Genomic DNA, 23,698 nt, shown 5'->3' on the forward strand with positions numbered 1-23,698 from the left:
GTAAGGAAAAATGGCTTTCAATCTGAAAGGTCGCAGTTACCTTAAGCTCAAAGACTTCAGCCAACGCGAAGTACTTTACATGCTGGATCTGGCCCGTGATCTCAAGCGAGCCAAATACTCTGGAACAGAACGGCAGACACTTGTCGATAAGAACATCTGCCTTATCTTTGAAAAAACCTCTACCCGTACCCGTTGCGCCTTCGAGGTTGCCGCTCACGATCAGGGAGCACATGTCACCTATCTGGATCCATCCGGCTCTCAGATCGGTCACAAAGAATCCATGAAGGATACCGCGCGTGTGCTGGGTCGGATGTTCGATGCCATTGAGTTTCGTGGTTCCGGGCAAAAGGCCGTTGAAACTCTGGCGGAGTATTCCGGCGTCCCGGTCTATAACGGTTTGACTGATGACTGGCATCCAACCCAGATGCTCGCTGATATGTTGACAATGACCGAACACAGCCCCAAGCCACTGCATGAAATTTCATTTGCCTATCTGGGCGATGCTCGCAACAACATGGGCAACTCTTTGCTGATGCTGGGTGCTCTATGTGGCTGTGATGTTCGCATTATTGGCCCGCAAGAGCTGCACCCCGAACCGCATGTGCTGAAAGCAGCCGAACTCAATGCGAAGCGGTATGGCGCGCGCATCACAATTACGGATGACGTTAAAGAAGGCACCGAAGGTGTTGATTTCATCCATACAGATGTCTGGGTCTCAATGGGTGAGCCGCCGGATGTCTGGGAAAGCCGGATCAAATTGTTGCGTGACTACCAGATCAACAAGGCCCTGATTGAAGGCACCGGCAACCCGAACACGTTCTTTATGCATTGTTTGCCAGCCTTCCATAACCGGGAGACCAAGGTGGGTGAAGAGATCTTCCAGAAGTTCGGTATCTCCGAGATGGAAGTGACCGATGATGTCTTTGAATCGGATCGCAACCTGGCGTTTGAGCAAGCTGAAAACCGGCTCCACACTATTAAAGCCATCATGGTTGCGACGATTGGAGGTCGATAATGCGTGTTGTCGTCGCTCTTGGCGGGAATGCCCTTCTCCGACGCGGGGAGGCAATGACTGCCGAAAACCAACGGAAGAATGCGCGGATCGCCGCGAAAGCGCTGGCGCCACTTTATGATGATGGCCATGAGGTGGTCATCACTCACGGGAATGGCCCGCAGGTCGGTTTGCTGGCTTTGCAGGGAGCAGCCTACGAGCAGGTTGAGGCCTATCCACTGGATGTGCTTGGCGCAGAAACAGTTGGCATGATTGGTTATATGATCGAGCAGGAGCTTGGGAACCTCCTGCCCTTTGAAAAGCCATTTGCCACGATCCTCACGCAGGTTGAAGTTGACCCAAACGATCCTGCTTTCAAAGATCCAACCAAGCCCATTGGTCCGCTTTATTCCAAAGAGGAAGCGGAGAGACTTGCCGATGAGAAAGGCTGGTCCATTCGAGAAGATGGAGATAAGTGGCGGCGAGTTGTGCCAAGTCCATTACCCAAACACATCTTTGAGATCCGGCCAATCAAGTGGCTTCTGGACCATGATGTGCTTGTCATCGCAGCAGGTGGGGGCGGCATTCCAACTATGTACAACGAAGAAAAGAAGCTCGTTGGTGTGGAATGTGTGATCGATAAAGACCGGTGTTCAGGCCTTCTTGCCAAAGAGATTGATGCTGACGTCTACATTATGGCAACAGATGCGGATGCCGTCTATCTGGATTGGGGTACACCAAGCCAACGCGCGATCAAATCGGCCTCTCCGGATGCACTAGATGCCTACGGTTTTGCTGCAGGTTCTATGGGACCAAAAGTAGAAGCAGCACAGACTTTTGCACGGCAAACCGGCAAAAAATCCGTCATATGCACGCTCGCTGAAGTGCCTCAAGCAATTTTGGGAGAAAAAGGGACTTCGATTACCACAGCGGCTGGTGACACCACGTTTTACTGAGATGAACGCCCCGAAGCTGAGTGAGCTTTGGGGCGTTCCTGTTTTCAAATGCATTTGATTGTCCTTGGGCTTCATTTTGCCCATCAAAACAACAGGAAAACAAAGGACGAATTGCATATGGCCAAAGTGCCAGCTCCATATTCTCAAAAAATGTCGCTGGCCGGAGCGATCATTCCCGTTGCCTCGCTCGTTATCCTGCTTGCGCTTTCCTACTATCTGTTTGGAGATGAAGCCTCCTCAGGACCAAACCAGATTGCGCTCTTGTTTTGTGCCCTGATCGCCAGCTTTGTGGCTCTGTTTCATGGTTTTCAATTTGATGAACTGAAGGATGCTGTCGTTGATAGCGTGAGCACCGGCCTTCATGCGATCTTCATTTTATTTGCAGTGGGCTCGCTGATCGGCACATGGGCTATGTCCGGCACCATCATGGCGATGGTTTATTATGGATTACAACTTCTTAGCCCAAATTACTTCTACTTCACGACCGTCATCATTTGCGCCTTGGTTTCGGTCAGTATTGGTAGTTCGTGGACCGTTGCAGGAACCATTGGTATCGGGTTGATGGGAATCTCGACAAAGATGGGCCTCGATCCCGCTATCACTGCCGGCGCGATCCTGTCAGGTGCCTATTTCGGGGATAAGTCCTCCCCACTTTCTGATGCAACTAATCTGGCAACTGCGGCGGCAGGATCCAACCTTTATACGCACATCAAAGAAAATCTCTGGACGTCCATACCTGCTCTCATCATTTCGCTAGCCCTCTTCTGGTGGCTCGGAGAACCCGGAGACTTTGTCGCGCAAGGCACGTTGACCAGTATTGAGCAGCACTACGACATTACCTTGCTCAATTTCCTTCCACTCCTGCTGGTTTTGGGACTGGCAATGATCCGCTATCCTCCGTTTACAACTATCTTTATTGGCGCGCTGGCGGGGGGGCTTTTTGCAATCATTATGGATCCAGACAAAGTGATTGGTCTTGCCGCATCTCCGGCATTGCCCTACTCGCTTGAGGTGATCAAAGGCGTCTGGATCGCGATGTCCAACGGCTATGTGAGCGTCACAGGAGACCCTTCCATTGATGCTCTTTTAAGCCGTGGTGGCATGGGCAATATGCTGACGACCATCTGGCTGATCATGACTGCTTTAGCGTTTGGTGGCGTGGTTGAGAAAGCTGGTATTCTGGATCGGATTATTGGCCCTATCCTGCACGCAGCCAAGACCACTGGTGCGCTGGTATTGTCACTGGTTTCAACTGCAATCGCGACTAACATTCTGGCTGCAGACCAGTACATTGCAATTGTTATTCCGGGTCGGATGTATCGCAAATCTTTCCGCCAACGCCGTTTGCGGCCTGAGGTTCTGTCTCGTGCGGTTGGGGATAGCGCAACAGTGACCTCCGCTCTGATCCCGTGGAACAGTTGTGGTGCTTATATGGCGGCTACGCTTGGTGTTCCAACTCTGGCGTTTGCCGGGTTTGCCTTCTTCAATATCGTCAGTCCCATACTGACAGTTATGTTTGCTGTGATGGGATGGCGGATGTTGACAATGACAGATCACAAACCTGAGCGTATTGTGCTGCCGGATGATGAACAAGAAGCCTGATAAGCAAGAAATGCAGTACCGCCATGAAGAATTTTAGCTGGCACCAGATGCAAGAAGATGATCTGCCGGAGATAGACCAGATCATGCAGCAGACCTATCCACATTTGCCAGAGGATATCGACTGTATTCGGGAACGTGTGCGACTGTTCCCTCATGGCTGTCATGTGCTGCGGCAAAACGATGAAGAGGCCATCCTCGGCTATATCATCTCACATCCATGGGAAAATCGCAGCATCCCGCCGCTTTCCAGCTTACTGGGTGCCCTGCCCTTTAAGGCTGAAGTCTATTACATTCACGACATTGCACTATTGCCTGAAGCACAAGGCATTGGCGCGGCCCGGGCTATTCTTGAGCAGTTGAACCAGATCGCCTGCAGTCTGTACATCAACAAGTTTGCACTGGTTGCCCTCGACACCGCCTTCGAGTTTTGGCGGGCCCGTGGCTTTCGAGCAATTCACGAGCAAATACTCAAGGAAAAACTCTGAGCGTATGGAGCAAACGCACACTACATGCAACGTGGTGTCGACTAGAACGGCCTGTCTTTGACCTGCTCCATGCAAACGAAGGTGGATGTCTGGGCAACGTAAGGCATCTCAGAGAGCTTCTCCCCGAGTACGCGACGATAACTCCCGATGTCTCTGGTTCGCACTTTCAGCAAATAGTCAAATCCGCTTGCAATCATGTGGCATTCTTCGATCTCTGGAATCTCCCGCGCAGCTGCGTTGAAAGCTTCCAAGGACCGTGAGCGCGTGTCGTTAAGCTTGACCTGCACAAACGCGATGTGGCCTGCCCCTAACTTGGTGTGATCTACTTCTGCCCGATAGCCAAGAATGTATCCTGCATCCTCCAACTTCTTCATGCGAATTTGGCAGGGCGTTTTGGAAAGACCTACCTTTTTCGCAAGGTCAGTGACGGTGATGCGCCCGCATTTTTGCAGTTCTTCCACTATCTTACGATCAAAATCGTCCAATTTCTCCATGATATGCCATTTTTTTATTCATAACGACCATTTCGACTGAATATCAAAGTCGAATAGTCTTTACCATCAAAAAATACAGGAAACATCCCTATGGGTATTTTGCTAATGTCGGATCAACAATAGGTATTTAACAGTAGGGAGCACGGCATGGGTTCAGAGGCTACGCCGGAGATCATCCGCAACAAAATCAGAGATAACTACCTTCCTGACGAAAATCAGGTGGTTCAGGAGCTCATTTCATCCCTGCAAATGGACGAAGCAGCGCGCAAGCGGGCATCGAACAAAGCGGCAGATTTGATCTCGGATTTGCGGGCGAACACCTCTCCAACAATCATGGAGAGTTTTCTCGGCGAATACGGCCTCTCAACTCAGGAAGGCATTGCATTGATGTGCCTTGCGGAAGCTCTGCTTCGCGTGCCTGATGCCCAGACAATCGATGCATTGATTGCGGATAAGATCACTCCGAGTGCCTGGGGGGAGCACTTGGGTCAGTCTTCTTCCACACTGATCAACGCATCCACATGGGCGCTGCTGCTGACTGGTAAGGTTCTGGCACAGGATGATCAGGGCCTCGTCGGCACCATTCGCGGTGTTGTGAAGCGCCTTGGTGAGCCAGTGGTTCGTACCGCTGTTGCGCAGGCGATGAAAGAACTGGGTCGTCAGTTCGTTCTTGGCCGCACAATCCGGGAAGCGATGCGTAATGCGCGTGCTGAAGAAGGCAACGGCTTCACTTACTCCTACGACATGCTTGGCGAAGCTGCACGGACCGAGGCTGATGCGAAGCGCTATCATCTGTCCTACTCCAAAGCGATTACCGCGCTTTCCAGCAACTGCACGAAGGCAAGCATTCGCGAAAATCCAGGCATTTCAGTCAAACTATCTGCCCTGCACCCACGTTATGAGTTTGCCAAGCGCGAACGCGTGATGAAAGAACTGGTGCCTCGCACCCTCTCACTTATCATGCTCGCGAAGTCTTCCAATATGGGCTTTAACATTGACGCGGAAGAAGCGGATCGCCTCGACATTTCCCTCGACGTGATTGAAGCACTGCTGGCAGATCCAGCGACTGAGGATTGGGATGGTTTCGGGATTGTTGTGCAGGCGTTTGGCCCGCGTGCAGCACACGTGATCGACTGGCTCTATGCTGTTGCTGAGAAATATGATCGCAAGATCATGGTACGTCTCGTGAAAGGTGCTTACTGGGACAGCGAAATTAAACGCGCCCAGACCCTAGGCATTGATGGCTATCCGGTCTTTACCCGTAAGGTGTCCACTGACATCTCTTACACCGCTTGTGCTGAGAAACTGCTGGGTATGACGGATCGGATCTATCCGCAGTTCGCAACTCACAATGCGCACAGTGTTGCAACTATTCTGGAGTTGGGTAAAAATCTCCCACTGAGCTCCTACGAGTTCCAGCGTCTGCATGGCATGGGTGAAGCGCTTCACGAGCGCACCATGAAGAAGCATGGTTCCAACTGCCGTATCTACGCACCGGTCGGGGCACACAAAGACCTGCTGGCTTATCTGGTTCGGCGCCTGTTGGAAAACGGTGCAAACAGCTCCTTTGTTCATCAGATCCGCGATGAGAACGTAACGCCGGAGGCTATTGCTCAGGATCCACTCGTTCATATCGAAAAATATGGTGAGCACGTCGCGAATGCAAAAATAGCACTTCCACCAAAGCTTTACGGCGCAGGTCGTAAAAACGCAAAAGGCTGGGATCTGAGTGATCCACGTCAGGAAGCTGAGTATATTGAGAATCTGAAGTCCTTCTCAGCTACCAAGTGGAACGGCCATCCCGTCATTGCAGCTTCCGTCAAAAATGCTGAAGCGGTGAGCGTGAAGAATCCAGCAGATCTGCGAGATGTCGTTGGTAGCGTAGCAACCGCGACGCCTGAGCAGATTGAAGCGGCTCTGACTACCGCACATAACGGCTGTGTTGCATGGGCAGACATGAGCGCAGAGGACCGTGCCGTCATCCTGCGCAAGGCGGCAGACCTGTTTGAAGAGAACGCTCCTGAGATCTTTGCTTTGCTCACACGCGAAGCTGGCAAGACCTACATGGATGCCATCAACGAGCTGCGTGAAGCGGTTGACTTTGCACGCTATTACGCGAACGAAGCGATCCGTCTTGATGAGCGAGATGGCAAGGGCGGCCTTCGCGGTCCAATCACCTGTATCTCGCCTTGGAACTTCCCACTGGCGATCTTCTCAGGTCAGATTTTTGCTGCTCTTGCAGCTGGAAACCCAGTACTTGCGAAACCTGCACCTCAGACTCCGCTGATCGCAACGTTTGCTATCGGTTTGATGCACAAAGCTGGCATTCCTGTCGAAACTCTGCAGTTGCTGCCAGGTGCTGGTGAAGTTGGCGCTGCGTTGACATCTGACAGCCGTGTAGCTGGTGTCTGTTTCACTGGTTCCACCGGAACTGCGCAGCACATCAACCGTGCGATGGCAAAAGCGCTTTCTCCATCTGCTCCACTGATCGCGGAAACAGGCGGTCTCAACGCCATGATTGTGGACTCCACGGCTCTGCCTGAGCAGGCTGTTCGTGATGTGATTGCTTCCAGCTTCCAAAGTGCGGGTCAGCGTTGTTCTGCGCTGCGTATGCTTTATGTTCAGGAAGATATCTTTGAAGATTTCAAAGCGATGCTCTTGGGTGCCATGAGTGAGTTGGAACTGGGCGATCCTGCAGCCTTGTCAACGGATGTTGGTCCGGTGATTGATGCAGCTGCACAGAAGAAGATTGCTGCACACTGTGAGAAGTGGGCTGAAAAAAGTCGCATTATCAAACAGATGAAGGCACCAACCAAAGGCCACTTCATTGCACCAACTCTGATCAAGCTGGACGGCATCGAAGAGCTGGACGAGGAAATCTTTGGTCCTGTTCTGCACATTGCAACCTTCAAAGCAGAAGAGATCGACCAGACGATTGACGCAATCAATACAAAAGAGTTCGGTCTGACATTTGGTCTGCATACCCGTGTGGATAGCCGTGTTCAGCATATTGTGGAGCGCGTGAAGGTGGGCAACCTTTATGTAAACCGCAACCAGATTGGCGCGATTGTTGGATCTCAGCCATTCGGTGGTGAAGGTCTGTCTGGTACTGGCCCAAAAGCAGGTGGTCCTCACTATGTGGCTCGTTTCCGTCTTGCAGACACGTCAGCGGCGACCAGTGTGGAGCTGAGCAAAACCGTCTCCGCCGAGGATATCTTTAAAGCGCGAGGGGCATTACGCACCAGCACGTGGGAAGGTAATTTCGGTCGCTTCACCGAGCTGGCAACTCTGTTTGAGAAGGAAACAGGTCTGCTGAACCGTGTTGCGGCTGATCACGCGCACAACATGCCTGGACCAACCGGTGAATCCAACCGCCTTTATGCTGCACCACGCGGCACCGTGCTTTGCCTTGGCCCGGATACAGAAAGCCTGAACCATCAAGTGGTTCTGGCTTTGGCAGCTGGCAACGGCGTGATTGCTGTTGGACAAGACGCTGAGAAACTGGCTGTGAAGCTGCGCACTCTTTCCGCTCCAATCGTCGCATTGGAAGGCAATCTGGCCGTTGGTGCACTGAAAGAGCTTCAAGGTGTTGATGCCATTGCAGCGAACCACGCTGAGCAAGAGCTGAAGGAAATGAAGGCTGAGCTTGCCGAACGTGAGGGTGCATTGATGCAGCTGATTATGGAGCGTAACCAGCCTGAGCGTTATCAGCTGGAACGTCACCTCTGCATTGACACAACGGCGTCTGGTGGCAATGCGAGCCTGCTGGCTGCGACAGAAGACTAAGCTGTTCTTAAACAACAGAAAAGCCGCCTCAAACTGAGGCGGCTTTTTCGTTTTGAACCACAATCAATGACTATGACGCGGTAGACCTTTTTGCGCGATGCGCTGGTATTTAACGGCTGGCTTCAGCACCATGCCTTCATCAAACTGATCTACGATACCGCGCTGGATTTCCTGCCACGGCGTTTGATGCTCTGGGAATTCATAGCCACCACTTTCAGCCAGTTCCTGCTTTCGCTTCGCCAGCTCCTCCTCAGAGATCAGCACATTCGCTTCCCCCTTGTTCAGATCAAGGCGAACAATATCTCCGTTACGCAACAAAGCGAGACCACCCATGACGGCGGCTTCCGGGGATGCGTTGAGGATAGAGGGAGAGCCGGAGGTGCCTGACTGGCGACCATCACCGATACATGGCAGTGCATCAATGCCTTGCTTCAAGAGCTCATCCGGCGGCTGCATGTTGACAACCTCAGCACCGCCCGGATAGCCGATCGGGCCAGATCCGCGAATGACGAGGATTGTGTTGGCGTCAATGCCAAGAGCCTCATTGTTGATGTTGTGGTGGTATTCTTCAGGACCGTCAAACACCACGACCTTACCTTCAAAAGCATCCAAGTCATCTGGATTAGACAGATAACGCTCTCTGAAATCCTTTGAAATCACAGAGGTTTTCATGATTGCAGATTTGAAAAGATTGCCTTTGAGGTTGAGGAACCCGGCGTCTTTCATCATCGGCTTATCATAGGGGTAGATCACGTCGTAGTCGGCGACTGTGCTCTCGTCGTAGATTTCACCTGTGGTCTTTCCTGAAACAGTGACAGCATCTTTATGGATGTGGTCGTGTTTCATCAGCTCTGAGAAGATGCCCGGTATACCGCCTGCACGATGGAACTCTTCTGAAAGGTAAGCCCCAGCCGGTTGAACGTTGGCAAGCAGTGGGATTTTATGGCCTAGGTTCTGCCAATCATCGTTGTGCAGCTCAACGCCGATATGTCGTGCGATAGCATTGATATGTATTGGCGCATTGGTTGAACCGCCGATGGCCGAGTTCACTGCAATTGCGTTTTCAAACGCCTTGCGTGTGAGGACATCTGACGGCTTTTGATCGTCATGCACCATCTGCACGATCCGCTTACCGGTCTCATAGGAGATCTGGCCACGTTCGCGATATGGCGCGGGGATAGACGCGCAACCTGGCAGGCTCATGCCCAGAGCTTCTGCAAGTGAGTTCATGGTTGAGGCAGTGCCCATGGTGTTGCAGTAGCCGACGGATGGCGCAGAGTCTGCGGCCATTTCCATGAACTCTTTGTAGTCGATCTCTCCAGTCGCCAACATCTTGCGGGCTTTCCAGATTACCGTGCCGGAGCCAACACGCTCCCCCTTGTGATACCCATTGAGCATAGGCCCAACAGTCAGGCAGATGGCGGGAATGTTGACGGTTGCGGCGGCCATGAGCAGCGCTGGCGTGGTCTTGTCACAGCCGATGGTCAAAACAACACCATCGAGCGGATAACCGTAGAGCGTTTCGACAAGCCCGAGATAAGCAAGGTTGCGATCAAGCGCTGCGGTTGGGCGTTTGCCGGTTTCCTGAATAGGATGAACAGGAAACTCGAAGCAGATGCCGCCCATTTCGCGGATGCCTTCGCGCACGCGCTCTGCCAGCACCAGATGGTGGCGGTTGCACGGGGATAAATCGGACCCCGTCTGGGCAATACCGATAATCGGTCGGCCTGACTGAAGCTCTTCACGCGTAATGCCGTAATTCAGGTAGCGCTCCAGATACAGTGCGGTCATGCCCGGATCGTCTGGCGAGTCAAACCACTCTTGTGAGCGGAGTTTTGTTTTTGGAGCTTCAGTCATAGCTCTTCAGTTCCTTCCCGAACCAGAGCAACCCCTGCTGGAGGCAGCTCCAATCCATCCAATTCCGCTGCATCAGCGAGACGCAGCGCTTTCAAATTCATCTTATTTTTCGAATAGTTATAGTAGAAAGTGCCGGCAGATGTTTTGCTTCTTCTCAATCCGCTCGGCAATTCCACCTTATCAATTTTGGCAGGTTTGAAGACCTCATCCAAAATGGCGCCCATGAGTGTTGGGTCGGCCCAGGCGGAGACGTAGTAGATGTTGTTTTCGCCCATGAAGATCGGTTGACCGCTCTCGTCTTCGAACAGGATTGGCAAGCCGGTGGTGACCTCTTCTTGCCAGACGTAGGCTTTGCCGCGTTCCTGATCTGCCAGGTCTGAGACTGGTGTCGCGAACTTTATCGGGCTGGTGCTGACGCGCAGAACCTCAACGCCTTCAAAGGGTTCAGGAAGATGAAGGGTCTTTTGAGAGATCTGGTAGTTCTTGTCTTTCTGAGCCAATCGGGGACCACCGAGGACGACACCGCCGAACTCGATGTAGGCTTTGAGGTTTTCTGAGAGTTCCTCGCTCATTGCATAAAGGGCGGGGACAATGACCAGCTTGTAGGGGGATAAGTCCTGAGAGGCTGGTCTGATGACTTCTACATCAACACCCTTTTGTCTCAGCGCGCGGTAGTAGGAGAGGACGAGACGGAAGTAGCTAAAGTCTTGACCCTGCTGCTGAGTTTCGTGTGCCCAGTGACTTTCGTAGTCAACAATGAGTGCAACAGGAGCTTCTGACGGGGTGAATGCGCCCAGCTCCTCAATTTCGCGGGCAACCTGAGCGGCTTCGACATAAGCCTGCGCAGGCTTATTATCGGTCTGCTTGAGCCCTGCATGCATTTGCTCCTGTGCGAATGGGGCCTGTCGCCAGCGGAAATAGCTTGTGGTTTCAGCACCATGGGCGAAAGCTTCCCAGCTCCACAAGCGCACCATTCCCTTCAGTGGGATTGGGTTATACGGTGCCCAATTCACGGGGCCGGGTTGCAGCTCCATGATCCAGAGGCGGCCATGACCAGCTTGTCTGTAAAGGTCGTGGTGGAAGGCCTGATAATCGGGATCGCCTTGCTGGAAATAGTCTTCCCAGTAGCCATCAGGTGTGCCCTGCGGGTTTTCCATCTGATATTGGCTGTGGAACCCAAGGGGATAGCAATCCCAGCTGGAGATATCGAGCTGGTCTCCGACTTTGTAGTGATCGAAGGAAAACGTGTTGCCCATGAAGTTATGGAGGATTGCGCGGCCCGGAGAGAGCTTGCGCAGGATATCGACTTGCTCACCATTGAATTCAGCGACTTGATCTGATGAAAACCGTTTGAAATCAAGCCTATGAGATGGGTTACTCTCTGTCACCGTCAGGTTTGGCAGATCGACCTGCTCAAAGCTGTTGTATTCCATTGACCAGAACACGTTGCCCCAAGCCTCATTCAAGGCTTTGATATTGCCGTACTTTTGCGCCAGCCAGAGTTGGAAGGCCTTGTGGGCGGAGCCAGACCAAGAGCGGACTGTCTCATGACAGCCGTACTCATTGTCGGTTTGCCAAGCTGCGACAGAGGGGTGATTACCGTATCGCTCAGCGAGGATTTCTGTGATCCGGCGGGATTCCCAGCGGTAGCCTTCGTGGGAGAAGCAGTAGTGGCGGCGGCTGCCGAATTTTCGGGGGTGGCCGTTCTCGTCAACGGCGAGCATGTCCGGGTGTTTATCCACCATCCAGCGCGGCGGGGTGGCGGTTGGGGTGCACATCACGATCTTGAGCCCCGCACTTGCGAGAGTCTCAATTGCGCTGTCCAGCCAATCCCATGAGAAACGCCCTGGTTCCGGCTCTATGCGAGACCAGGCGAACTCAGCGATGCGCACATAGGTAATGCCCAGCTCGGCCATTTCTTTGGCGTCTTGCTGCCATAAGTCCTCTGACCAATGTTCTGGGTAGTAACAGATACCTAAGTGTTTCTTATCGCTCATGAGATCACATTTGTAGTTCAGGGTCCGGCAGACCTGGAGTATCAATAGGGACTGCAAAAACCGATCCAGCGAGAGGCTCTTTCGCCAATTGCTCCTCACTCAGGTTTTCGCGAGCCGTGGTAATGAACAGCGTTTTGTAGTCGGCCCCACCAAACGCAGGACAAGATACCTGACTTGCGTCAATCTCAATAATGCGATCCACCATTCCATCAGGTTTATAGCGAACGACTCTGTATCCGCCCCATTGAGCGTTCCAGAGATATCCCTCAGCATCAACCACGGAACCGTCGGGGCCAAATCCTGTCCCGGAGATATCAGCAAATATCTCCGCGGGCCCTTCTGGCAGGCCAGTTTGCGCATTTAGTGACCATTTGATGATCTGAGATGTCACCGTGTCTGAAAAGTACGCAGTGTCCCCATCTGGCGAGAAACAAAGGGAATTCGGGATTGTGATGTCGCTGGCAACCTTCGCTAATTCCCCTTTGAAAAAACGATAAAGGCTACCTGCGCCTTTTTCTGCTTTGTGTCCCATGGAGGAAATCCAGAACCCACCGGTACGGTCGGTGCGGGCGTCGTTGGAGCGGGTGATGGGGTTTTGGTCCTCGACAGGGAGGATAAGGTTGCGACTGTGCGTTCCCGGGGACCAGCGATACAGACCTGTTGCAGAGGATAACATGAAGTCATCGCTGCTTGGGATCTGCGCAAAGGCGGAGACCGGCTCATCGAACTTCCATGTCTCAAGGTCGCCGGTTATACCCTTTTTCAGCACCAGATGATTGTTGATGTCCACCCAAAACAGCGCGTCATGGCGGGCGCTCCAAAGAGGGCCCTCCCCTAAGCTGCATTCTGTTTTAGCGAAAACATAGGGCTCACTCATGCACTCTCTCCGAGTTTGAGCGCATCGTATGCTGCAACCATTTCTTTTGCGTTTTCAGAAACCTGCACCGCTGTAAAGCCCGGTTTGTACAGGTTACTTGCCATGCCGAAGCCCTGACAGCCTGCTTCCACATACTGCGCAAATTCCGCAGGGCCGACACCGCCAACGGCGTAGACCAGAGTTTCTTTTGGCAGGACTGCACGCACTGCCTGAATGCCTTTTACTCCCACCTGAAAGGCCGGGAAGATCTTGAGTGCATCAGCCCCTGCCTTCAGCGCGGCAAAGCATTCTGACGGGGTGAGAACTCCCGGATAGGAGGCCATGCCTTCTGCTTTGGTGGTGCGGATAACGTCTTCATCGTAGTTGGGAGAAACGATGAAGGTTCCGCCTGCTGCGCGAACCTGTTTGACTTGCTCTGCGGTGAGAACTGTCCCCGCGCCGATGGCGGATAACTTGCCGAACTTGTCTTGTGCCATGGTGATAGACTTGAGTGCCTCTGGCGAATTGAGCGGCACTTCAATTTGTGAAAATCCTGCTTCTATAAGCACTTTCACAATATCCAAAATCTCAGCAGGCTTTACTCCACGGAGGATAGCCATGAGGTTGCGCTCTGGTGTTTGTTTAACTGTTGTCATTGAGTGCCCCTTGTCTGACGGCGGAAAGTCCTTTGAGCGCTGCTTTGTCTGCATCATGCACGATCGGCGTTAAGCCGAGATGTTGCAGGGCGAGCGCGTAATTTTGAGCGAGTTTGCTGCCACCGACGAGGTGGACTTGCTTGGGTGGGTTGTCCCCGCACTTTGCGAGCATGTCGAGAAGCTCTGTTCCGATAACAAGTGCGGAAAGTTTGGAAGCGCCTGCCTGTGTGCTGGTGTCGTTGAGCAGTTGTCCGGCGCGCAGACCAAACAGGTTGCCGAGCAGTGTAGCTTCCTGATTTTTCAGCTGATCCAGCGTGGAGAGGAAGACATCCCTGTCCAGCTCTGCTTCTGTGTCCAGTGAATGGCGCAGGATAGATTGTTTGGCGATCAGCGCGAATAACTCACCACTCAGGAAGGTGGAGGTGCGCGTCACTGTCCCCTCTTCCATCTCCACCCATTTGCTGTGGGTGCCAGGCAGGCAGAAAACGCCGGATTTGTCGGATAACTCATCCAGAATGCCGAGCAGGAGTGTCTCTTCTCCGCGCATAACATCCGGATGTTGCTCTGATTTTTGGCAGAGACCGGGCACTATGAACGGTTGGATGCGGGCATTCCTTGTTTTGGGTGCAACCAGATGCTGGTGCAGTTCTGTCAGTTTGGTTGGCACAGGCACATATTCCGCCTCTTGCCAGCCCTGACGGCTGCCAGCCATGCCGCAAATGAACACTTGCGTTGGTTTTGCGTTGCTATGTAACCAGTCTCCGATCAGACCCAGCAAAACTCCTTCAAATTCAGAAGGTTGCAATGTCCCCGCACCTTGCGTTGATTTTGCGTTGTTTTGCGTTACACCGTTTTCGTCAATCAGCCATGCGCGAAGACTGGAGGTCCCCCAGTCCACGGCGACCCAGCTGCTTGCCTTTGTGATCTGACGGAGGTCGTTATTTGGCGATGCCACTCGGTTCACTTATGCCCCCTGTTCCCTTTTATGTTTATTATTAGCTTTAGGCACTTCCTAAGCGCCTTCGGCATTGATTGATTTTTGGAAGCAGGATTGCTTGGGACATTCCTGCTTCCGGTATTCTGTTAGCCCTTGGTCGCCCCCAGCGTTAGCCCTGCAATGAAGTGCTTTTGCATGAGGAAGAACATGATGACCGGCGGCATGGCTGCAACGACGGACCCGGCTGATACCAGATGCCATTGTGCAACCCACTGACCGTTGAGCGAGATGATGCCACCTGTGACCGGCATGGCGTGCGTGCCCTGCACCAGAACGGTCGCCCAGAAGAAATCGTTCCAGATGAAGGTGAAGATGAGCACCGACAAGGCCGCGATGGCAGGCCGCATGAGTGGCAGCACCACGAACCAGAAGATGCGTAGCTCAGAGACGCCTTCCACACGGGCGGCTTCGATCAGTTCACTTGGCAGTGCCTTGATGAAGTTGCGCATGAACAGCGTACAAAAGCCCGTCTGGAAGGCCACGTGAAAGAGCACCAGACCTGTCACCGTGTCGTAAAGGCCCATCTTGAGCGTGAGATCACGAACCGGCACCATGAGGATTTGGAAGGGTACGAAGTTGCCAGCCACGAACATGAAGAACAGCCAGAGATTGGTTTTGAACTTGTAGGTCGCCAGCGCGTATCCGGTCAGGCATGACAGGGCGATGGCACCAATCACGGTTGGAATAGTGACCTTAAACGAGTTCATGATGAACAGGCCCATGGGCGTGTTTTGGAAAACGGTCAGGTAGTTGCCCAGTTCAAACGAGGAGGGCACGCCGAAGTAGTTGCCCATGGCAAGGTCTGAGCCCGGGCGGATGGAGGTGACCATGACGCCGATCAGCGGCAAGAGCCAGACCACTAAGGAGATTGGCAGGGCCACTTTGTAAGCGACACGGGTTGGTGCGGATGCATTTGCAACGGGAGTTGGAAACATCTTAGTAGCCCTCCCTTTCATCTTTCAGCATACGCACGATGAAGAGCGTGATGAACACCATCATGATGGCGAAGAGCACAACTGCGATGGACGCACCGTAGCCCATGCGGAAGCCGTATTCGGATAGTGCTTGCTCGTACATGTAATAGGAGAGCACGCGGCTGGACCCGTACGGGCCGCCGCTGGTCATGATGGAGACCAGATCAAACGAGCGCAGCGCGCCGATGATTGTGACGACAACTGCGATGAAGGTGGCCGGGCGTAGCTGCGGGATGATGACATACCAGAGCATCTTCCAGCCTTTTGCCCCATCCAGTCGCGCCGCTTCAATCTGGTCTGGCGAGACGTTGTTGAGGCCCGTCAGGTACAGGATCATGCAATATGCGATCTGCGGCCAAAGGCCAGCGACGATGATGCCATAGGTGACAAAGCGCTCGTCAGCAAGGATGGCAATGCCTTCCACGCCCATAAACTCCAGCAGCTTGGTGAACAAACCGAAGTTGGGGGCATAAAACCATGAGAAGATGAGGCCAACGACGATCTGGCTGATGACAAACGGGAAGAAAAACAGAGACTTATAAATACGGATGCCAGTCACAGTCTGATTGAGGAAAATCGCAATCAGCAGCCCGGCAGGCACTGCCAGCATATACAGCACGAGCCACAACACGTTGTTGTACAGTGCGGTGTAAAACGCCTCGTCATCTATAAGCTCAATATAGTTTGCAATGCCGATGAAGGTTTTGACGCCGATGCCATCCCACTCATACAAGCTGATCCAGAGTGACTGGCCGATTGGCGCGATCACATAGACCAGAAACATCACAACACCCGGCGCTAAAAACAGCCAGGGTGCAAGTTTGCGCTGGTTGGCAATCCACTTTGACGATCTGGTTTTGCTGGCGCCTGATGTGGCAGGTCCTCCAGAAAACTTTGGTGAGTTTCTGGAAGATACAGGAGCCAAGGCCTGCTCGCTCATCTATGTCCTCCTGCAGAAGATCATGCTTCTGCGCTATTCATTCCTAGAGCATAGGGCGGCGAAATCTTCCGCCACCCTACTTAAGAATTCCGCCTATCTACTACTTGTAGACACGGGTCCGGATCTTCTCGAGACGGTCCAGAATGGCGTCAGCCCGCTCTGGCTTCACCATGAATTCCTGGAAGCCTTCCATGCCTGCTTTTGCCATTGCTGCCGGAGCATCACGGTCGTAGAACTGCGCCAGCGCATACGCATTGGAGAGCATGTCGAAGCCCTGTTGCAGGATGCGCTCTTCAGGACGCTCTGCACCGGAGTTTACTGGCAACTGACCGAGCGTGACGTTTGTTGCTGTCTGCACATCTGCACGCGCCATGTAAGCAAGGAACTTCTTCGCATCCTCCTTGTTTTTGGCATTTGCCGGAATGTGAATGGTGTCGGTCGGCGCATCTTCAGCCATTGGAATGCCCGGTGTGATTTCCGGGAACTGCATAAAGCCGATCTGCTCTTCCTTCAGGCCACCGTTCTTGAATACGTCAACCGCGAAGTTGCCCATCAGGTACATTGCTGCTTTGCCCTGCACGAGTGCTGGCACAGCTTCCTGCCAGTCCAACGCTGCATGGTTTGCGTTGTAGTAGCCTGGCTTGACCAACTCGGCCCACTTGTCGAAGGTCGCTTTCACACGCGGGTCGGTGTAAGGCACCTTGCCTGCGGTGAGGTCCATGTGGAACTCGTAGCCGTTGACGCGCAGGTTCATGTAATCAAACCAGCCGCCTGTTGGCCAAAGTGCTTTTGTGCCGATTGTGAACGGGTCAATGCCAGCTGCTTTGAGCTTTGCGGAAGCTGCAACCAGCTCGTCCCAGCTGGTTGGAACAGCAATGCCCTTCTCTTCGAAGATATCTTTGCGGTAGTAGATGCCCCACTGGTAGTACGTGTAGGGAACACCCCATTTTTTGCCATCAATGGTCATGGATGCGGCGGCTGATTTCAGCTGCTCGTTAAGGCCGTTTTCCTCCCAGACATCCGAGACGTCTTCAAACAGACCGGCATTGACGAAGGGTGCCATGCGGTTGCCTGCGTACCATGTTGCCAGGTCCGGCGCGTCTGCTGTGAGGAAGTTGCGAATGGAGGTTTTATAGCCCTCCTTATGCATCGTGTTGACGATGACGTTCACATCCGGGTTCTCCTTGGAGAAGCCAGCCACGATGTCTTCAAATGCTTTTTTTGGAGCCGGATCCGTCTGGTCGAGATTGATAATCAGATCGCCAGCGGCATATGCGGAACTTGAAATCATAAATGCTGCAGCGAAACCGCCCGCAGCTACTTTGCTAAAATTAAACACCTAAACCTCCCAATATCGCCAAGAAATAAGTTCCATTGAATGAAACTTCGTTTTGACCATTGAAATAGTTACGTGCTAGTGCATAATTGTCAACCAAAGGAACTAGGAAGGGATCTGTATGAAAATTGCAGATTTCCGGAACGGGTAAGGAAACAGCAGGAAATGGGCGCACAAACTCTGAGTATCTCTGAGGAAACCGAGCAAGACCTCACAAGCCCCATTTCCAAGGCACTGGTGGTGCTGGACGCGGTTGCAATGGCAGAATCACCCCCTCGGTTCGTAGAGCTTTTGAATGCTTTGCCGCTGAGCCGGGCCACGTTGCACCGTCAGCTACGGCAATTGGTAAAGGAAGGCATGCTGGTGCATGACGAGGTGCATCAGACCTATTCCATTGGCATGCGGGTGCTGCGGCTGGCCCATTCTGCCTGGAGCCGTGCCAGCCTTGCCAGTGTGGCGCGGGATACGCTGGACATGCTGAGCACGCAGATTCCGGAGACCATTCATCTGGCTGTGCTGGACAACAATCAGGTGCTTTACGTGGACAAGCGCTTACCACCACGCAGCGTTTCCATGTTCTCCAGTCCCGGCAAGATTGGTCCGGCCTACTGCACAGGCGTGGGCAAAGCGATGCTTTCTGCTCTTCCTGAGGCGCGGCTTATTGAGGCGATCAAGGCGCAATCATTCCAGCGCCATACAGATAAAACGCTGGTGAACGAGACAATGCTGCGCGATGAGCTGGCTCGTATCCGTGAGCGCGGACATGCCTATGACGATGAGGAGCATGAAGGCACCATCATTTGTGTGGCCTTGCCGATCCTGAACAAGCGCGGGGAGTCAATTGGCGCGCTTTCCGTGACCAGTACAACCTATGTGACCTCGCTCGACACTATGGTCGAAACCTATTTGCCTGCCATGAAGGCAGCAACCAATGAGATTTCAGAGAACGCTCAGATTGCACTGGGTGTTTGATTTGCGGGGCTTTGGGAGGCCCTTGCTCAGATATTGAAGATATTTTTCGGGAGGGGAACAAATGACCGCAGTTGTGTTGCGCGATCTAAAGAAGAGTTATGGCGACACGCAGGTGATCCACGGTGTGGACCTGGACATTGAGGAGGGCGAGTTTGTTGTTTTCGTTGGACCCTCTGGCTGCGGAAAATCCACCTTGTTGCGGACCATCGCCGGATTGGAGACCAGCAACAGTGGAACCATCCATATTGCGGATGAGGATGTGACGGACATCGATCCCTCCCAGCGCGGCATTGCCATGGTGTTCCAGAGCTACGCGCTCTACCCGCACATGACAGTTGCGGAGAACATGGGCTTTGGCCTGAAGATGACCGGTCATCCCAAAGCCGAGATCAAGCGGCAGGTGGATGAAGCAGCGCGTATTTTAAAGCTGGAAGAGTATCTGGACCGTCACCCGAAAGCGCTTTCCGGCGGCCAACGGCAGCGCGTGGCGATTGGCCGGGCGATTGTCCGCAATCCGAAGGTCTTCCTGTTTGACGAACCGCTTTCCAACCTTGATGCAGAGCTTCGCGTGCAAATGCGCATTGAGCTTGCCAAACTGCACAAGGACGTGGCAGCCACGATGATCTACGTGACCCACGATCAAGTGGAGGCCATGACACTGGCTGACAAGATTGTGGTGCTGGAAGGTGGTTACATCCGGCAGGTAGGCAAGCCGTTGGAGCTTTACGATAACCCCGCAAACCAGTTCGTGGCAGGCTTTATCGGTTCTCCCAAGATGAACTTCCTGAGTGGTAAGGCTGTACGCTCAACCGATGCCGGACTAGAGATCTCCGTATCCGGTTTTGACGGGCAGACGCTGGTCGTGCCGGGGATCACCTCCTCCGTGGTGGAGGGCGCAATGGTGAGCGTTGGCATTCGCCCGGAACACTTTGTGGTCGGCTCAGGTGAAGGCGGAGTTGGCGCCGATGTGAGCGTGTCACTGGTCGAGAACCTTGGCGAAACCAGCTACGCCTATTGCACCTTGCCCGGAGGCGTTCAGGTCATTGCAGAAAGCCGCGGCAACCGCCTTGAGCAAAACAGCAACACCCTGCACCTGACCCTGCCCGCCTCACGAGCATTGCTGTTCAAGCCCGATGGCGAGCGGTTGCGTTGAGGGACATGATGTGCGTTGACCTGCGGTTGCCAGCCAGCATGATTTGCCTTCACTTGTGAAACTCGGTCGAAGCGGATTTTCACTGTAAGTATGAGAATTCAGGTAAACTAAATGAAGTTGTTCGCATCAAAGGATAACAACGGAACTTTTGGTGGTTATGCTATCAAAGGGAAAGGTAGTTTAATACAAAACAGCTGGCATCACTCTCGCAGTACATTTGTCATCACATTGTAACGCAAAAACGAAAACTCAACTTCAGGCAAATAGAGCTAGAGATGACGGCCACACGAGCCATAGATGCAATCCATGGCTCCTGGAAACCTGGGCTTCAAATCACTAACAATGATTGGTTGAATACCATCTGCGAACAGAGTGTTTACGCCTTAGATCAGCATAAGAAAAGCAAAAAAGATCAAGGTCATGCCATCGTAGGATTAAAGCTGGACTTCAGGACATGAGGCTAATGAACCGTACCATAGTGCTCCCCACAAAAAAATAGCAAAGACAATTCCTAGCCAGTTGGCGAGTATATCCCACCTACCGCTAAACCCAACTTTTTTGCTGCTGCTGTCTATGTAGTCTACAAGATGACCACATAATCAGATGCTGTTCTGTAGCCCTGTAAAGACCTCTTGCAATTTCTGTCTCCTGACGGAATTTATAAGCAATTTGTATAAAACCCTACCCCAATAAACATTAGTATGAATGCATAGCATCATATTCTTTTAAGAAATAATATCTGTGAAACGAATCTCTAGAGGGGCTGATCCCAAAAGCCGCTTCAGATGCATCTCCAAGACTGGCAGGGCTGGGGTGACAAATCAAATCCACTATCACGATGAAACAACGGGATTAACTTTGGTTCTGGCAGAGGCAAAGACTTCACCGGAATTGTGGCAGGCGTTTCTGGCTGGTGCGCGTCGGCGCTACAAGCTCTACGATGCAGAAGAAATGGTTTTTGCTTCACAAACTGCGGTTTTGAGGGGAATTGAGAGGTTTTCCGTTGTGATGCTGGATGGCAGGCCAATCGCCGGGGCCAGGACCCGGGGGGCTCTTAGCGAAAATGACCTTCCGGTTTGTAAGGAGCTTGATGGTTTCCCTGCTTTCGAAATGATCCACAACAAGGTTCGGTCGCGCCTGAGCGAAGGTGTTCTGGAAGGCAAGACCGGATGGATGGATAACGAGTTTCGTGGTGACAGCACATCGATTGCCCCACTTTTGGTCGCGGGCCTTTATCTGCAGTTGCCTCAAACGGGCTGCCGCTGGATCGTTGCTGCCCTTTCACCATTCTCAGTTCCGGTTTTCACCCGCTATGGCGGGGTAATGGACAGTGATATCAAGCCGGTTCCCTTCCCCAAGCCTGATATTCTCACAGGTGTAGTTTGGTTTGACAGGAACCGTCTTGAAGCACAGATCGCCAAGTTCCTACCAGTCTCACATAGCATGAATGCAGGATGTTTTTGACGATGACAACACTATGGAAGCCAGAGATCCTTGACCCGGCAAATGTCAGCGATGCCGCACGCATTAAAGAGTTGATGTCAGATTCTGTTCAGCTTGTTGATCACGGTCCAGCCTTGCAGGATGAAATTGGCAAGTGCCTGCCGGACGTGAAAGAAGTCTCATACCGCATAGTTTACTACCCGTGGCGCAATCTTGCGCTGCGCCTACCAGAAGCGGGTGCATTTCATGGCATCCGTGAAAACCGGAATAGATTGAAAATCGATGATCATGCGGCGGAACTTATTCATGCAGCGCGCGTGGGGATCGTTGGGCTTTCAACTGGCTACGCGATTGCAATAGCGATGGTTTCTCTTGGGTTCCAGCGCTTTCGGCTTGCAGATTTCGATGCGTTGGAGCTGACTAATCTTAATCGCATTCCTGCCTCCCTCATGGATATTGGTCTCAATAAATGCGTTTCCGCAGCGCGGCGCATGGCTGAGATCAATCCCTATTGTGACATTGAGATCTATCAGGACGGAGTAAACCCTGACAATTGCACTGATTTCGTGGCTGGGCTCGATCAATTGATCGAAGTTTGTGACAGCTTTTCCATTAAGGTGGCTCTTCGCGAAACCTGCCGTACAGCGCGTGTTCCCGTCATCATGAATACTTCTGACCGCTGCATGTTAGATGTGGAACGTTATGATCAAGAGCCCGAGCGTGCCTTGTTTCATGGTCTTGCTGGCGATTTGAATGTTGCAACCCTCTCAAATATGGGAGCTGATGAGCGCGTGGGGCTTGCTTTGCGGATCATCGTTGCCGACAATGTTTCGACCGGGTTGGGCGCTTCGTTGTTCGAGATTGATCGGACCCTGCAAACCTGGCCGCAACTCTCCAGTGATGTTACCTCAGGTGCGGGAGCGGTGGTGGATATTGCCCGGCATATCGCGGTCGGCCTGCCCGTGGCCTCGGGGCGGTCATTTGGTCAATCTTATCTCGACCTTGTTCAACCTGAGCCAGACTACGCGTCGTTCCCTTCTGCCCCGCCGCGCGATACCAATTGTGCAACCGGCGATTTAAAACGGGATATGATCGCTGCTGCAAAACTGGCCCCGTCCGGGGGCAATGCTCAACGCTGGCATTTCGAGTGGCAGGATAACCAGCTTGAACTTGCAGTCAGCGACGGGGTGCAGGTTGCCATGGACATTGACCAACGTGGTAGTCTGGTTGCGGTGGGGGCTGCCTGGATGAATGCCCGTGCACTGGCTGCCTCCCGGCGATCACTTGGGGATGCCCGATTGAGTTCAGGTGATCGTGCACTGGTAGAACTGGGTGACGGCGACGGTGGTTTGCCCAACTATCTGGCTGAGTTTATACCAAGGCGAATGACCAATCGGCGGCATCTGGAAGCCCGTGGTCTTTCAGTGGAAGACATAGCCGCGCTCAAAAATGCTGCCTGGGCTGAGGGCGGAGAGCTTGTTCTGTTTGAGGGGGAAGCACGTAACAGCTATGCCAATTTTCTGGCACGAGCCGAGCGACTGAGGTTTCTTTCACCGCAATTGCATGATGATCTGGCCCGCGAACTGGTCTGGCCTGGAGAAGAGCCGGTCCGTCAGGGACTTGATGTGCGAACACTTGAGCTGAGCCCACCCGATCTTGAAAAGGTGAAGCTTGCCATGCGTCCAGATATTATGGCAGCGCTTCGGGAACGGAACCTTGGGGCCGCCCTCGGTGATCCAGTAAAAGATGCTTTTGCGGCTGCCGGACTGGGGTTTGTGATTACGATTGAGGGTGAAGGGCAAGAGGCCTATATGCGCGGAGGTGCCGCGCTGCAGCGTGTTTGGCTCGAGGCTACCTGCCGGAGGCTCTGGGCGCAGCCATGGTCGCCCTGTTTCCTTTATGCGCAAACAGGAGATGAGGCGGCATCACTAATGCCTGAAGAGTTAAAGGTTGAAGCCAGAGCTTTGCACGAAGAGTGGGTGGAAACTGTTGGTCTTGGCGCTCGTAAGGCAGTCTTATCATTGCGTATGGGATATGGGGCTCCGCCAACTGCCGTAAGTATGCGTGAGTAATCCCAAAAAGCTATGGCAACTCGGACGATGTTCGCTCCCGCAATCATAATTGGCCCATTGGGTACATAGCTGTCGTTATTTGAAACCCGTTTGCTCGCCCAAGTGTTTTTGTTCAGGTTAGAAAAGAGTTA

At 52.9% G+C, this 23,698-nt stretch carries 18 protein-coding genes; 9 read left to right on the top strand and 9 right to left on the bottom strand.

The window, feature by feature from the left end; translation table 11 throughout:
- Positions 1-10 precede the first annotated feature (10 nt).
- The 4 genes from argF to PsWM33_RS19655 all read left to right on the top strand — a co-directional run bounded on the left by argF (position 11) and on the right by PsWM33_RS19655 (position 4,034).
- Positions 11-1,015, top strand: coding sequence for an ornithine carbamoyltransferase (gene argF, locus PsWM33_RS19640; protein ID WP_057464772.1), 1,005 nt, complete (start codon positions 11-13; stop codon positions 1,013-1,015).
- Positions 1,015-1,947, top strand: coding sequence for a carbamate kinase (gene arcC, locus PsWM33_RS19645; RefSeq protein WP_063301355.1), 933 nt, complete (start codon positions 1,015-1,017; stop codon positions 1,945-1,947). Before argF ends, arcC begins: the two co-directional genes overlap by 1 nt.
- 117 nt (positions 1,948-2,064) lie before the next feature.
- On the top strand, positions 2,065-3,549 hold the full coding sequence (gene nhaC, locus PsWM33_RS19650) for a Na+/H+ antiporter NhaC (protein ID WP_063301411.1): 1,485 nt from the start codon (positions 2,065-2,067) through the stop codon (positions 3,547-3,549).
- A gap of 23 nt (positions 3,550-3,572) precedes the next feature.
- Complete coding sequence (locus PsWM33_RS19655; RefSeq protein ID WP_063301356.1) at positions 3,573-4,034, top strand: GNAT family N-acetyltransferase; 462 nt, start codon at positions 3,573-3,575, stop codon at positions 4,032-4,034.
- A 41-nt stretch (positions 4,035-4,075) separates the two neighbouring features.
- Here the strand turns inward: PsWM33_RS19655 and PsWM33_RS19660 are convergent, their stop codons facing one another.
- Complete coding sequence (locus PsWM33_RS19660; protein ID WP_057464775.1) at positions 4,076-4,528, bottom strand: Lrp/AsnC family transcriptional regulator; 453 nt, start codon at positions 4,526-4,528, stop codon at positions 4,076-4,078.
- A gap of 147 nt (positions 4,529-4,675) precedes the next feature.
- On the opposite strand from PsWM33_RS19660, the gene putA reads away from it, so the two are divergent.
- Positions 4,676-8,314, top strand: coding sequence for a bifunctional proline dehydrogenase/L-glutamate gamma-semialdehyde dehydrogenase PutA (gene putA, locus PsWM33_RS19665; protein WP_063301357.1), 3,639 nt, complete (start codon positions 4,676-4,678; stop codon positions 8,312-8,314).
- A gap of 63 nt (positions 8,315-8,377) precedes the next feature.
- Here the strand turns inward: putA and PsWM33_RS19670 are convergent, their stop codons facing one another.
- From PsWM33_RS19670 to PsWM33_RS19705, 8 genes are all read right to left on the bottom strand, one after another.
- A complete protein-coding gene (locus PsWM33_RS19670; protein ID WP_063290748.1) occupies positions 8,378-10,171 on the bottom strand; it encodes an IlvD/Edd family dehydratase in 1,794 nt (597 codons plus the stop codon).
- On the bottom strand, positions 10,168-12,168 hold the full coding sequence (locus PsWM33_RS19675; protein WP_063301358.1) for a beta-galactosidase: 2,001 nt from the start codon (positions 12,166-12,168) through the stop codon (positions 10,168-10,170). The genes PsWM33_RS19670 and PsWM33_RS19675 overlap by 4 nt, the downstream gene beginning before the upstream one ends.
- A gap of 4 nt (positions 12,169-12,172) precedes the next feature.
- Positions 12,173-13,045, bottom strand: a complete 873-nt coding sequence (locus tag PsWM33_RS19680) for an SMP-30/gluconolactonase/LRE family protein (protein ID WP_063301359.1) — start codon at positions 13,043-13,045, stop codon at positions 12,173-12,175.
- Complete coding sequence (locus PsWM33_RS19685; RefSeq protein ID WP_063301360.1) at positions 13,042-13,680, bottom strand: 2-dehydro-3-deoxy-6-phosphogalactonate aldolase; 639 nt, start codon at positions 13,678-13,680, stop codon at positions 13,042-13,044. The genes PsWM33_RS19680 and PsWM33_RS19685 overlap by 4 nt, the downstream gene beginning before the upstream one ends.
- Positions 13,667-14,644 (bottom strand): 2-dehydro-3-deoxygalactonokinase, encoded by a 978-nt coding sequence (locus tag PsWM33_RS19690; RefSeq protein WP_208994651.1) that lies wholly within the window; start codon positions 14,642-14,644, stop codon positions 13,667-13,669. Before PsWM33_RS19690 ends, PsWM33_RS19685 begins: the two co-directional genes overlap by 14 nt.
- 119 nt (positions 14,645-14,763) lie before the next feature.
- Positions 14,764-15,612: a carbohydrate ABC transporter permease gene (locus tag PsWM33_RS19695; RefSeq protein WP_063286916.1), complete on the bottom strand. Its 849-nt coding sequence runs from the start codon at positions 15,610-15,612 to the stop codon at positions 14,764-14,766.
- A 1-nt stretch (position 15,613) separates the two neighbouring features.
- Positions 15,614-16,435 carry a carbohydrate ABC transporter permease gene (locus PsWM33_RS19700; RefSeq protein ID WP_063286965.1) on the bottom strand — a complete coding sequence of 274 codons (822 nt, stop codon included), beginning with the start codon at positions 16,433-16,435 and terminating at the stop codon, positions 15,614-15,616.
- Positions 16,436-16,691: 256 nt separating this feature from the next.
- Positions 16,692-17,882, bottom strand: coding sequence for an ABC transporter substrate-binding protein (locus PsWM33_RS19705; protein ID WP_063286964.1), 1,191 nt, complete (start codon positions 17,880-17,882; stop codon positions 16,692-16,694).
- A 210-nt stretch (positions 17,883-18,092) separates the two neighbouring features.
- Here PsWM33_RS19705 and PsWM33_RS19710 point away from each other — a divergent pair, with 210 nt between their 5' ends.
- The 4 genes from PsWM33_RS19710 to PsWM33_RS19730 all read left to right on the top strand — a co-directional run bounded on the left by PsWM33_RS19710 (position 18,093) and on the right by PsWM33_RS19730 (position 23,567).
- Entirely contained in the window at positions 18,093-18,899 is an 807-nt protein-coding gene (locus PsWM33_RS19710) for an IclR family transcriptional regulator (RefSeq protein ID WP_063301361.1), read from the top strand.
- Between the two features lie 61 nt (positions 18,900-18,960).
- Complete coding sequence (locus PsWM33_RS19715) at positions 18,961-20,052, top strand: ABC transporter ATP-binding protein (protein WP_063295319.1); 1,092 nt, start codon at positions 18,961-18,963, stop codon at positions 20,050-20,052.
- Between the two features lie 813 nt (positions 20,053-20,865).
- Positions 20,866-21,516 carry a hypothetical protein gene (locus tag PsWM33_RS19725; protein WP_063301363.1) on the top strand — a complete coding sequence of 217 codons (651 nt, stop codon included), beginning with the start codon at positions 20,866-20,868 and terminating at the stop codon, positions 21,514-21,516.
- A 2-nt stretch (positions 21,517-21,518) separates the two neighbouring features.
- Positions 21,519-23,567, top strand: coding sequence for an Rv1355c family protein (locus PsWM33_RS19730; RefSeq protein WP_063295316.1), 2,049 nt, complete (start codon positions 21,519-21,521; stop codon positions 23,565-23,567).
- The last annotated feature ends 131 nt before the right edge of the window (positions 23,568-23,698 follow it).

Origin of the sequence: Pseudovibrio sp. WM33, assembly GCF_001623165.1 — a bacterium.
Classification (GTDB): Bacteria; Pseudomonadota; Alphaproteobacteria; order Rhizobiales; family Stappiaceae; genus Pseudovibrio.